The organism is Azospirillum sp. UENF 112521 (assembly GCF_058780665.1).
The window spans coordinates 283787-295521 of sequence record NZ_JBSNCI010000005.1 but is presented as its reverse complement, the minus strand read 5'-3'; the positions used below and the strand labels follow the sequence as shown (position 1 = coordinate 295521).

12 protein-coding genes are annotated in these 11735 nt (G+C 68.4%); 11 read left to right on the top strand and 1 reads right to left on the bottom strand.

Annotated elements, in window-relative coordinates:
- The 7 genes from ACWPN8_RS26280 (at position 1) to mnhG (ending at position 6684) form a co-directional block, all read left to right on the top strand.
- A complete protein-coding gene (locus ACWPN8_RS26280; protein ID WP_109452495.1) occupies positions 1 to 498 on the top strand; it encodes a PTS sugar transporter subunit IIA in 498 nt (165 codons plus the stop codon).
- A gap of 62 nt (positions 499 to 560) precedes the next feature.
- Positions 561 to 3527, top strand: a complete 2967-nt coding sequence (locus ACWPN8_RS26275; RefSeq protein ID WP_492242883.1) for a monovalent cation/H+ antiporter subunit A — start codon at positions 561 to 563, stop codon at positions 3525 to 3527.
- Positions 3527 to 3871: a Na+/H+ antiporter subunit C gene (locus ACWPN8_RS26270; protein ID WP_098738499.1), complete on the top strand. Its 345-nt coding sequence runs from the start codon at positions 3527 to 3529 to the stop codon at positions 3869 to 3871. The genes ACWPN8_RS26275 and ACWPN8_RS26270 overlap by 1 nt, the downstream gene beginning before the upstream one ends.
- Positions 3868 to 5496 carry a monovalent cation/H+ antiporter subunit D gene (locus ACWPN8_RS26265; protein ID WP_492242882.1) on the top strand — a complete coding sequence of 543 codons (1629 nt, stop codon included), beginning with the start codon at positions 3868 to 3870 and terminating at the stop codon, positions 5494 to 5496. Before ACWPN8_RS26270 ends, ACWPN8_RS26265 begins: the two co-directional genes overlap by 4 nt.
- The gene (locus tag ACWPN8_RS26260) at positions 5493 to 5993 is read left to right on the top strand and encodes a Na+/H+ antiporter subunit E (RefSeq protein WP_492242881.1); all 501 of its coding nucleotides are present in this window, start codon (positions 5493 to 5495) and stop codon (positions 5991 to 5993) included. The genes ACWPN8_RS26265 and ACWPN8_RS26260 overlap by 4 nt, the downstream gene beginning before the upstream one ends.
- Entirely contained in the window at positions 5990 to 6271 is a 282-nt protein-coding gene (locus tag ACWPN8_RS26255; protein WP_174469222.1) for a K+/H+ antiporter subunit F, read from the top strand. Before ACWPN8_RS26260 ends, ACWPN8_RS26255 begins: the two co-directional genes overlap by 4 nt.
- Positions 6268 to 6684 carry a monovalent cation/H(+) antiporter subunit G gene (gene mnhG, locus ACWPN8_RS26250; protein ID WP_492242880.1) on the top strand — a complete coding sequence of 139 codons (417 nt, stop codon included), beginning with the start codon at positions 6268 to 6270 and terminating at the stop codon, positions 6682 to 6684. The genes ACWPN8_RS26255 and mnhG overlap by 4 nt, the downstream gene beginning before the upstream one ends.
- Positions 6685 to 6713: 29 nt before the next feature.
- On the opposite strand, the gene ACWPN8_RS26245 is transcribed toward mnhG, so the two are convergent.
- Positions 6714 to 7415, bottom strand: a complete 702-nt coding sequence (locus ACWPN8_RS26245) for a GntR family transcriptional regulator (RefSeq protein WP_492242879.1) — start codon at positions 7413 to 7415, stop codon at positions 6714 to 6716.
- Between the two features lie 223 nt (positions 7416 to 7638).
- Between ACWPN8_RS26245 and ACWPN8_RS26240 the strand changes: the two genes are divergently transcribed.
- The 4 genes from ACWPN8_RS26240 to ACWPN8_RS26225 are packed head-to-tail and all read left to right on the top strand — an operon-like array spanning position 7639 to position 11689.
- On the top strand, positions 7639 to 8655 hold the full coding sequence (locus tag ACWPN8_RS26240; protein ID WP_492242878.1) for an ABC transporter substrate-binding protein: 1017 nt from the start codon (positions 7639 to 7641) through the stop codon (positions 8653 to 8655).
- Positions 8656 to 8707: 52 nt separating this feature from the next.
- A complete protein-coding gene (locus tag ACWPN8_RS26235) occupies positions 8708 to 9529 on the top strand; it encodes an ABC transporter permease (RefSeq protein WP_492242877.1) in 822 nt (273 codons plus the stop codon).
- Positions 9530 to 9533: 4 nt separating this feature from the next.
- A complete protein-coding gene (locus ACWPN8_RS26230; protein WP_492242876.1) occupies positions 9534 to 10352 on the top strand; it encodes an ABC transporter ATP-binding protein in 819 nt (272 codons plus the stop codon).
- Entirely contained in the window at positions 10349 to 11689 is a 1341-nt protein-coding gene (locus ACWPN8_RS26225) for an amidohydrolase family protein (protein ID WP_492242875.1), read from the top strand. The genes ACWPN8_RS26230 and ACWPN8_RS26225 overlap by 4 nt, the downstream gene beginning before the upstream one ends.
- The last annotated feature ends 46 nt before the right edge of the window (positions 11690 to 11735 follow it).

Below are 11735 nucleotides of genomic sequence, written 5' to 3'. Positions count from 1 at the left end.
ATGACCATCACTGACCATTTTTCCGTGTCCAGCGTGATCCTCGATGCCGCGCCCGGCAACAAGGCGGCGCTGCTCGACCAGTTGGCGGCGGAGGCTGCCAGCCGCAGCGGGCGTCCGGCGCCCGAGATCCTGGAGGCCTTGCAGGCGCGGGAGAAGATCGGCTCCACCGCGCTCGGCAGGGGTGTGGCGCTTCCCCACACGGAGCTTGCCGATCTCGCGGCCCCGGTCGTCCTGTTCGCCCGTCTCCAGCGCGCGGTCGATTTCGATGCGCGCGACGACGAGCCGGTCGATCTGGTCTTCCTCGCGCTTTGGCCTGCATCGAACCGCAAGGGGCTGCTGGCGGCCATGGCGGAAATCTGCGGGGCGCTGCGCGATCCGCAGTCGCTGCGCCGTCTGCGCGGTGCCAAGACCGCCGACGACGCGGCCCAGATCGTCATCCAGGCCGTTGCCCAGGATGAGGACGACCGGGATTGCGACGACGGAACGCCTGGCTTCTGACTCCATCCATCGCCGCCGCTCCAGTGTGCCTCCAGTCTGCCGCCAGTCTGCCGTAGGATTTCATGCCCGACGCACTTCCGCTCCTGATCGCCATCGCCTTGCCCTTCGCCGGCGCGGTTGCCGCCGGACTGCTGCCCACCCATGCGCGCAACGCCGCGGCGTGGCTGGCCGGCGGCGTGGCGCTGCTTGGGCTGGCGATGGTGTGGGCGGCCTACCCGACGGTTTCGGCCGGCGGCGTGCTCCGCTTCACCGCCGGATGGATGCCGTCGCTGGGCCTCGACTTCTCCCTGCGGATGGACGGCTTCGCCTGGCTTTTCGCCGGGCTGGTGTTCGGGGTCGGCGTGCTGGTGGTGGTCTACGCCCGCTATTACATGGCGGCCGAGGATCCGGTGCCGCGGTTCTTCGCCTTCCTGCTCGCCTTCATGGGATCGATGACGGGGGTGGTGCTGTCGGGCAACCTGATCCAGCTCGCCTTCTTCTGGGAACTGACCAGCCTCTTCTCCTTCCTGCTGATCGGCTACTGGCATCACACCGCCGCGGCGCGCGACGGCGCGCGCATGGCGCTGACGGTCACGGCGACCGGCGGCCTCTGCCTGTTCGCGGGCGTGCTGATCCTCGGCCACATCGTCGGCAGCTATGAACTCGATGCCGTGCTGGCGGCCGGCGACCTCATCCGCGCCCATCCGCTCTACCTGCCGGCCCTGGTGCTGATCCTGCTCGGCGCCCTGACCAAGAGCGCGCAGTTCCCCTTCCATTTCTGGCTGCCGCACGCCATGGCGGCGCCGACCCCGGTGTCGGCCTACCTGCATTCGGCGACGCTGGTGAAGGCGGGCATCTTCCTGATGGCGAGGCTGTGGCCGGTTCTGGCGGGGACCGAGGCGTGGTTCTGGATCGTTGGCTCCGCCGGCCTCGCCACCCTGCTGCTCGGCGCCTATGTCGCCATCTTCCAGCATGACCTGAAGGGACTGCTGGCCTATTCGACGATCAGCCATCTCGGCCTGATCACCCTGCTGCTCGGCCTGAACAGCGAACTGGCGATGGTGGCGGCGATCTTCCACGTCATCAACCACGCGACCTTCAAGGCCTCGCTGTTCATGGCCGCCGGCATCATCGACCACGAGACGGGAACGCGCGACATCCGGCGCCTGTCGGGGCTGAATCGATTCATGCCCTTCACCGCCCGCCTCGCCCTGATCGCCGCCGGCGCGATGGCGGGCGTGCCGCTGCTGAACGGCTTCCTGTCCAAGGAGATGTTCTTCGCCGAGGCGCTGTCCGCCAAGGACCCGCTGCCGATCTTCTTCGACGTGCTGCCGGTCGCGGCGATGGTGGCCAGCGCCTTCAGCGTCGCCTATTCGCTGCGCTTCATCCACGGCACCTTCTTCGGGCCGGACCCGGTCGACCTGCCGCACAAGCCGCACGAGCCGCCGGCCTGGATGCGCTTCCCGGTCGAGGTGCTGGTGCTGGCCTGCATCGTCATCGGCATCCTGCCGGCCGCCACCGTCGGCCCCTATCTCGACATGGCCGCCCGCGCCGCCCTGGGTGCTGCGACGCCGGAATACAGCCTCGCGGTTTGGCATGGCTTCAACCTGCCGCTGGTGATGAGCATGGCCGCCTTCGCCGCCGGGCTGATTCTCTACCGGCTGCTGCAAAGCCATCTCGCCAAGGGGATCGAGGGGCCGCCGCTGATCCGCAGCCTGGAAGGGCGGCGCATGTTCGAGCGGACGATGGTCTTCCTGTCCTGGCGGCTGGCCCGCACCGCCGAGGGCGTGCTCGGCACCCGCCGCCTTCAGCCGCAGCTGCGGCTGGTGGTCATCGCCGCGGTGCTTGCCGCCGGCTGGACCGTGTGGACCCGCGGGGTGGGGCCGGGCAATCTGGTGCCGTCGGGCATCGACCCGGTGCTGGCGCTGATCTGGCTGCTGGGGGCCGCCTGCGCCCTGGGTGCGGCCTGGCAGGCGAAGTTCCACCGGCTGGCGGCGCTGATCCTGCTCGGCGGCACCGGGCTGGTCGTCTGCGTCACCTTCGTCTGGTTCTCGGCCCCCGACCTCGCTTTGACCCAGCTGCTGGTGGAGGTGGTCACCACCATCCTGCTTCTGTTGGGCCTGCGCTGGCTGCCCAAGCGGATGGACATCCCCGGCAGCCGCGGGTCGGAGGCGGTCACGCTGACCCGCCGCCTGCGCGACCTCGGCATCGCCACCGCCGCCGGGGCCGGCATGGCCGGGCTGGCCTTCGGGGTGATGACGCGCTTCCCTCCCGAACTGCTGGCCCGCCATTTCCTGGAGCTGGCCTACAGCGAGGGCGGCGGCACCAACGTCGTCAACGTCATCCTCGTCGATTTCCGCGGCTTCGACACCATGGGCGAGATCGCCGTGCTGGGGGTGGTGGCGATGACCGCCTATGCCCTGCTGCGCCGCTTCCGCCCGGCGTCGGACAGCGTCGACGTTCCCGAGCAGCAGCGCGACCAGAGCGCCTTCGACGCCTCGCGGCCCGACCGCAAGGACGGCGACACCGTGGCCGACTGGCTGTTCATCCCGTCGCTGATCGCCCGGCTGCTGTTCCCGGTGATCCTGCTGGTGGCGCTGTTCCTGCTGCTGCGCGGCCATGACCTGCCGGGAGGCGGTTTCGCCGCCGGCCTGACCGTCGCCATCGCCATGATCCTGCAATACATGTTCGGCGGCACCCAGTGGGTCGAGGCGAGGCTGCGCGTGCTGCCGATGCGCTGGATGGGCATCGGCCTGCTGCTGGCCGCCGGCACCGGGTTCGGCGCCTGGATGTTCGACCGGCCGTTCCTGACCAGCTACTTCGCCTATTCGCAGATTCCGGTGCTGGGCAAGGTCCCGGTGGCGAGCGCCCTGCTGTTCGACATCGGCGTCTTCGCCCTGGTTGTCGGCGCCACCATCCTGATTCTGATCGCGCTGGCCCGCCAATCGCTGCGCGGCCACCGCGCCGCCGCCCCCCGTCCGCCGGAGGTTCCGGCGGTGCCCGAACCGGCTGCCACCGCCGTGGGACAGACTGCCGTGGGAGACGACTGATGGAACTGATCCTTTCGCTCGGCATCGGCGTGCTGACCGGCTCCGGCGTGTGGCTGCTGCTGCGGCCCCGAACCTTCCAGGTGATCGTCGGCCTGTCGCTGCTCTCCTATGCCGTCAACCTCTTCATCTTCTCCACCGGCGGCCTGCGCACGGGCGCTGCGCCGATCCTGGAGGGCGGCCGGGCCGGAACGCTCGCCATGCATGCCGACCCGGTGCCGCAGGCGCTGGTGCTGACCGCCATCGTCATCGGCTTCGCCACCACCGCCCTGTTCCTCGTCGTGCTGCTCGCCGCCCGCGGCCTGACCGGCACCGACCATGTCGACGGAAAGGAGAGCGGCCGGTGAGCGGCTGGATGGACCATCTGACGATTGCCCCCATCGTCGTGCCCCTGCTGGCGGGGGCGGTGATGATGCTGATCGACGAGCGGCAGCGCACGCTGAAGGCGGTGATCGGCATGGCGTCGGCGTTGACGCTGCTGGGCCTGGCGATCCTGGCCCTGACCGTCGCCGATTCGGGGACCGGCGTCGTCCGCGTCTACCGCCTGGGCGACTGGCCGGCGAGTTTCGGCATCGTGCTGGTGCTGGACCGCTTCGCCGCCCTGATGCTGGTGCTGACCGGGATTCTGGGCGTCGCCGCCCTGACCTTCTCGCTGCCGCGCTGGCAGAAGGCGGGGGCGCATTTCCACCCGCTGTTCCAATTCCAGCTGATGGGGCTGAACGGCGCCTTCCTGACCGGCGACCTGTTCAACCTGTTCGTCTTCTTCGAGATCATGCTGGCAGCCTCCTACGGCCTTGCCCTGCATGGCTCCGGGCTGGCGCGGGTGCGGGCGGGGCTGCATTACGTCGCGATCAACCTGTCGGCGTCGCTGCTGTTCCTGATCGGCGTCAGCATGATCTACGGCGTTTCCGGCACCCTCAACATGGCAGACCTCGCCGGCCGCGTCGCCAGCTTGGCCTCCGAGGACCGCGGGCTGCTGGAAGCCGGTGCGGCGATCCTGGGGCTCGCCTTCCTGATCAAGGCGGGGATGTGGCCGCTGGGCTTCTGGCTGCCCAACACCTATTCCACCCTGGGCTCGGCGTCGGCCGCCATAGTCTCGATCCTCAGCAAGGTCGGCATCTATGCCGTGCTGCGGCTGTGGCTGCTGGTGTTCGGCGACGGGGCAGGGGCGTCGAGCGGCTTCGGCGGCACGGTCCTGCTGATCGGCGGCTTGCTGACCATCGGCTTCGGCTGCATCGCCGTGCTGGCGACGCAGAACATGGCGCGGCTTGCCGGCGCCACCGTGCTGGTGTCGTCCGGCACCCTGCTGGCCGCCATCGGCGCCGGCCAGATGGCGGTCACCGGCGGGGTCCTGTTCTATCTGACCAGTTCCGTGATGGCGGTCGCCGGCTTCTTCCTGCTGATCGAACTGGTGGAGCGCGGCCGGGGCGTCGGCGCCGACGTGCTGGCGGTGACCCGCGAGGCCTTCGGCGAGGGCGACGACGAGGATGCCGACGACGGCGCGGGTGGCGGCGGGGCCGGCGTCCCCATTCCGGCAACGATGGCGATCCTCGGCATCGGCTTCATGTCCAGCGCGCTTTTGCTGGCCGGCCTGCCGCCGCTGTCGGGATTCCTCGCCAAGTTCGCCATCCTCTCGCCGCTGCTGGCGGCCGGGCCGGTGGTTCCCGTCACCACATGGATTCTGCTGGCGGCACTGGTGCTGTCGGGACTGGCGACGGTGGTGGCGATGACCCGGGTGGGCATCGATGCCTTCTGGGCCTCGCCGGCCGCCGAGGTGCCGCGGGTGCGGGTGGCCGAGATCGCGCCCGTCCTGCTGCTGCTCGCCCTCAATCTGGCGCTGACCATCCAGGCCGGACCGGCCATGCGCTACATGGAGGACACCGCGCGCGCGCTCCATGCTCCGCAGAACTACAACGGTGCCGTGCTGTCCGGTATTCCAACGGCAGGCCCGACGGCCGGAGGTGCCCGATGAGACGGCTGATGAGGCGGTTGCTGCCCTATCCCATGATGACGGCGACGCTGCTGGGGGTGTGGCTGCTGCTGACCGAGAGCGTGGCCCCGGGCACCATCATTCTGGGCGGCGTACTCTCGGTGGCGACGGCCGCGACGCTGTGCGTGCTCGACCTGCCGGGCGGACGCTTCCGCCGTCCGCAGGCCGCGCTGTCGCTGCTGGGTGTCGTGCTGGTCGATATCCTGCGCTCCAACTGGGCGGTCGCCAAGATCATCCTGCGGCCGGGCGGCGGCGGCCGGGTGTCCGGCTTCCTGCGCATCCCACTCGACCTGAGGGCACCCTACGGGCTGGCGACGCTCGCCTGCATCGTCACCGCCACCCCCGGCACGGTGTGGGTCGCCTATGACCGGCGGCGGAACACCATCCTCCTGCACATCCTCGATCTGGTGGACGAGCAGGAGTGGATCGACACCATCAAGGGCCGCTACGAGACACGGTTGATGGAGCTGTTCGAATGATCCTGACCCTGCTGATGGGAACGATCTTCCTCACCCAGATCATGCTGGTGGTCGCCATGGCCTTTGCGACCTTCCGGGTGCTGCGGGGACCGCGGGCACAGGACCGGGTTCTGGGTCTGGACACCCTCTACGTCACGGCGACCATGCTGCTGCTGACCTTCGGCATCCGCAACGGCAGCATCCTCTATTTCGAGGCCGCTCTGATCATCGCCCTGCTCGGCTTCGTGTCGACGGCGGCGCTGGCGAAGTTCCTGATGCGCGGCGAGGTCATCGAATGAACAACCATCTGGCCGATCTCCCCGCCTGGGCTGCCATTCCCGCCGCGCTGCTGCTGCTGGCCGGCGCCTTACTGACCCTGATCGGAACCGTCGGGCTGCTGCGCTTCGGCAGCTTCTACCAGCGGGTCCATGCGCCGACGCTGGGCTCGACCCTGGGCATCGGCTGCATCCTTCTGGCCTCGATGCTGGTCTTCTCCGTCCTGGAATTTAGGGCGATCCTGCACGAGGTGCTGATCACCGCCCTGATGGTGGTCACCACCCCGATCACCCTGATGCTGTTGGCCCGCGCCGCCCTCTACCGCGACCGCAGCGAGGGAAGCGACGAGGTGCCGCCGCCGCCCTCGGGCCAGGACGCGCGCGCTTCCGGCACACCGCAGTCCCAGTCGGGTCCGGATGGCGGGCAGGCTGTGTGAGGCCGCCTGCGGGGACCGCATCGCACTGATCAGGTTTGCAGTTCTGCGTCGCAGCCGTTCAGTGCGGCGAGGACGGCCTCTGCGGTTTGCCGGCTGTGGGCGGCCAGGAGGCTGCCGGCAACCGCTGCGTCGCGCTGCCGGAATGCGGCCATGACTCCCTCATGTTCGTTCAGCGAGTCTCGCCAGCGCTCCTCATCGTAATTGGCCAGCGACCGTGCCCGGAGAATCTTGGAAGCGAAACCGGCATAGGTGGCGTCCAAGGACGGGTTGCGCGCCATCGCGACGATCCGGGCGTGGATTTGCCGGTTGGTCAGGAAATAGGCCAGCCGGTCGCCGGCATCGAACTGGGCGTGAAGCTGGTTGTGGAGCCGGTCGAGTTCGGCGAATTCCTCGACCGTGCCCCGCCGGCAGGCAAGGTCGCCCGCAAGCGCCTCCAGCGCCTCCATCACCTCGAAAACGGCGGCAATCTCCTTGGGGTCGATCGGCGTCACCACGGCGCCACGGTGCGGGCGAAGCTCCACCAGCCCCTCCGCCGCCAGGACGCGCAACGCCTCCCGCAAAGGCGTTCGGGAGACCCCGAGCTGTTCGCACAGCTGGACCTCCGGCACGCGGCTGCCCGGCCGCAATTCGCCGGACAGGATCATCGCCCGCAGCTCCGCGACGGCGCCGTGATGCAGCGTTTCCCGGCGGATCGGCCCGGCGGAGGGCTTGACGGTTTTCACGGTGTCCATGGTCGATCCGGCGATGCCCTTGGTGCTGAATGATTGTGCATGTATGCGCAAACGATGCCATGCGCTTAAAAATAAGGCAAGAGAGTCGCGGAGCGCTTCTGATTTACAAAAACTCATATATCATTGATATTAATAGATAAATCTGAAATCGCCATATTGTATACAATCTGGCACGATGCTTGCGACTGATGGGATATCGCAATCGCATCAGGGAATCCTGCCCATGTCGCTTCGATCCTTCACGCTTGGCGCTGTCACCGGCGTGGTCCTCGCCCTGTCCGCGGCGGCTGCGACCGCCCAGGCCGCCGACATCGACGCGGTGAAGCTGGGCTTCGCCAAATGCGCCCATTGCCTGCCGATGGCGCTGACGCCCGATCTGGCGAAGGGCGTGAAGATCGAGGCCATCAACTTCAATTCCGGCAACGACGTGCTGACGGCTTTGGTGTCCAAGAGCATCGACGTGGCGCAGGTCACCTACCTCCACTACATCACCGCCCTCGACAAGGGGTTCGACGTGGTGGCGATCTCCGGCCAGGTGAATGGCGGATTCGAGATCCTGACCGCCAAGGGGATCGAGCTGAAGCCGGACGACTGGGCCGGGCTGAAGGCGCTGATCGCCGACCGCAAGGCGAAGGGCGAGCCGCTGCGCGTCGCCGCCTCGCGCGGGAATGCGCAGGACATCCACATGCGCGGCGCCTTCCTGAAGAACGGGATCGACGCCAACAAGGACGTGCAGTTCGTCAACATCCCGAACCCGTCCGACCATGCCGCCGCCCTCCAGCGTGGCGAGGTCGACGTGATCTGCACGGTGGAGCCCTTCGCCTCGCAGATCCGCAGCAGCGGGACCGGCCGGCACTTCACGCTCCCCTACGACCAGGCCGCCGGCAACCTGACCAACCTGATCGTCACCCGCTCCGACGTGATCAAGGAGCATCCCAAGGCGGTCGAGGCCACCGTCGCGTCCGTCGTGGCGCTGGTCGACAAGCTGAAGGCGGACCGGGGTGCCTGGGTCGACACCATCAACAAATACACCGGCATGGACAAGACCGTCGCCGCGGAGGCGCTGAAGAATGCCTCGCCCGACTATGCCATGCACAAGGACAGCACGCTCGCCATCGCCGCGATGATGCGTGACCTGAAATACATCAGCCACGACGTCTCCGCCGCGGCCGAGAAGAACCTCGATTACAGCTTCCTGGAAACCGTCACGGCCAAGCCGAAGACCGAGCTGGGCTTCTGATCGGCGGCCGGTTGCACCCGGTCAGGTATTTCATGGGACAGGAGTCCGGTTCATGACGGCGATAGGAAAAATCTGGGAGCGGTTCGCCTGGGAAAGGGCGGTCGTTCCCCTCGTCATCCTCGTGGTCTGGGAGGCCGTGTCGCGGTCCGGCCTTCTGCCCGCGGCGCTGCTGCCGCCGCCGACGGTGGTCCTGCATGCGTGGGGCGACTGGGTCTTCGGCTTCGACGAGACCGCACAGGCCAACAGCGGGCGCTGGTTCGCCGATGCGCTGTCCAGCGCCATGCGGGTTGCCGCCGGCTATGCCATCGCGGCGGCCAGCGGCATCCTGCTGGGCATCGCCATCGGCTGGTGGCGCTGGGTCGAGCGGACGGTGGAGCCGACGATCCAGATGCTGCGCCCGGTTCCACCGGTGTCGTGGATTCCGGTGGCGATCATCTGGTTCGGCATTGCCAACAAGCCGGCCATCTTCCTGGTCTTCCTCGGCGCCTTCTTCCCCATCCTGATGAACACCATCCACGGGGTGAAGACGGCCGACCGCAACCTGATCCGCGCCGCCGCGATGATGGGCGCCACCGAACAGCAGCTTCTGCGCCATGTGGTGTTCCCGGCGGCCCTGCCCAGCATCTTCGCCGGCCTGCGCATCGGCATCGGCGCCGCCTGGATGCTGACCGTCACCGCCGAGATGGTCGCGGTCAAGAGCGGGCTCGGGTACGTGCTGTGGGACAGTTACTATTTCCTGCGCTACGACCTCGTGCTCGCCGCCATGGCCAGCATCGGCCTGCTCGGCTACGCGACCGACGGCCTCATCAAGCTCCTGATGTCCGTGGCGCTGCACTGGCAGCACGGATCCACCCTGCAAAGCCGGGAGGGCTGACGCCATGGCCTCCATCGAGCTGAAGAACATCACCAAGATCTTCCGCGATGCCAAGCGCAAGCGCGACCTGCTGGCCATCGACGACGTCAGCCTGTCGGTGGAACCCAACCAGTTCCTGTGCCTGCTGGGCTCGTCGGGCTGCGGCAAGTCCACGCTGCTCAACATGATCGCCGGCTTCGAGAAGCCGACCGGCGGCAGCGTGACGGTCGGCGGCAAGCCGGTGGACGGCCCGGGCGCCGACCGCGGCATGGTCTTCCAGCAGGCCAACCTGATGCCCTGGCTGCCGGTGTGGGAGAATGTCGCCTTCCACCTGCGGCTGAAGGGCTGGCGCAAGGCCGACCGCCGGGCCGCGGCGCAGGAATACATCGACATGGTGGGCTTGCGCGGTTTCGAGAACCATTTCCCGGCCGAACTGTCGGGCGGCATGAGCCAGCGCGTCGGCATTGCCCGCGCCCTGCTGCTGAACCCGCAGGTCATCCTGATGGACGAGCCGTTCGCGGCGCTGGATGCCCAGACCAAAATGGACATGCAGGAGGAACTGGTCGCCATTTGGCAGAAGCAGCGCTGCACCATCGTCTTCGTCACACACAGCGTCGATGAGGCGCTGGTGCTGGGCACCCAGGTCGCCGTCCTTACCAGCCGGCCTGGACGGGTGCGCGAACTGATCGACCTCGACCTGCCGCGCCCGCGCGACATCACCAGCCAGCAGTTCAACGACCACAAGCGCCACATCCTGAACCTGATCCGCGAGGAAGGGATGCAGCAGCGTAAGGACACAAAGCCGGACTTTGTAGCGGCGAGCCGACAGGGTGCTGCGGCATGACCACGGCCCATCACCCCTTGGACCTGCTGCTGACCGGCGTCACCGCCATTACCGGCGATCCGGCGCTGGGCATCGTCGAAGATGCCGCCATCGGCATCCGCGACGGCCGGATCGCCCACCTGGCTCCGGTCTCTGCCGGGCTGCCGACGGCGAAGCGCACGCTGCACCGTCCCGGCCGGCTGGTGACGCCGGGCTTCGTCAACGCCCACCTGCATGCAGTGCTGGTCATGGTCCGCGGCGTTGCCGCCGATCTCGGCTTCGCCCCGTCCTACACCCCCGGCGTTCCCAAGGGCACCGACGCGACGCCGGAGGAAGCGCGGGCGCTGGCCCGGCTCGGCGTGGCGGAGGCGCTGCTGTCCGGCTCCACCCTGGTCTGCGACCATTTCGTCCATGCCGAGGCGACGCTGGAGGCGGTGGCCGAGCTGGGGCTGCGGGTCCATGCCGGCTGGCGGGTGCACGACGTGGATTTCGCCCGCGTGCCGCAGGGGGACTGGCGCTTCGATGCCGGCATCGGCGAGGATCTGCTGCGCCGGACGCTCGACCTGCACGACCGCTGGCACGGGGCGCTGGATGGGCGCATCGCGGTGCAGATGGCTGCCCATGCACCGGACACCTGTTCCCCCGGCTTCCTGCGGACGCTGGCGGCCGAGGCATCGGCCCGCGGGATGCGCGTGAACACCCATCTGGCGCAGAGCCGGGTTGAGGTGGAGCGCGTCCGTGCCTCCACCGGCCTCTCTCCCGCGGCCCTGCTGGAGGAGACCGGGATGCTGAACGACCGGCTTCTCGCCACCCACTGCCTCTATGTCGATGACGACGACATCGCACAGCTGGCCCGTGCCGGTGCTCATGCGGTGCATGTGCCCAAATGCAACGCCGCTTCGGGCAGGCTGGCGCCGACCCCGGCCCTGAAGGCGGCGGGGGTCAATCTGGCGCTGTGCACCGACACCCAGCATGGCGACATGGTGGAGACGATGCGCTGGGCGCTCGCCACCGGCCGCATCGGCCAGGGCGGCGTCACCGCCGACTGGCAGCCGGCCGACGTCTTCCGGATGGCGACGCTGGGCGGGGCGGAGGCGGTCGGCATGGCTGACAGCATCGGCACGCTCACCGTTGGCAAATGCGCCGATCTGGTGGTGTTCGACAGTCGACGTCCGCATCTGCGGCCGCAGACCAACCCGCTCGGCACGCTGGTCCACACCGGCCAGGGTCGCGACGTGGAGATGGTGATGGTGGAAGGCGAAATCCTGGTCGAGGACGGCCGCCTGCTGCGCACCGATCTGGAGCGGATCTGCGTCGAGGCCGACGAGGCCGCCCGCGCGCTGTGGGCGCGGGCCTGAACCCCAAAAACCCCGAAAACAAGAAACGCCTGAAGCGATAAGGACC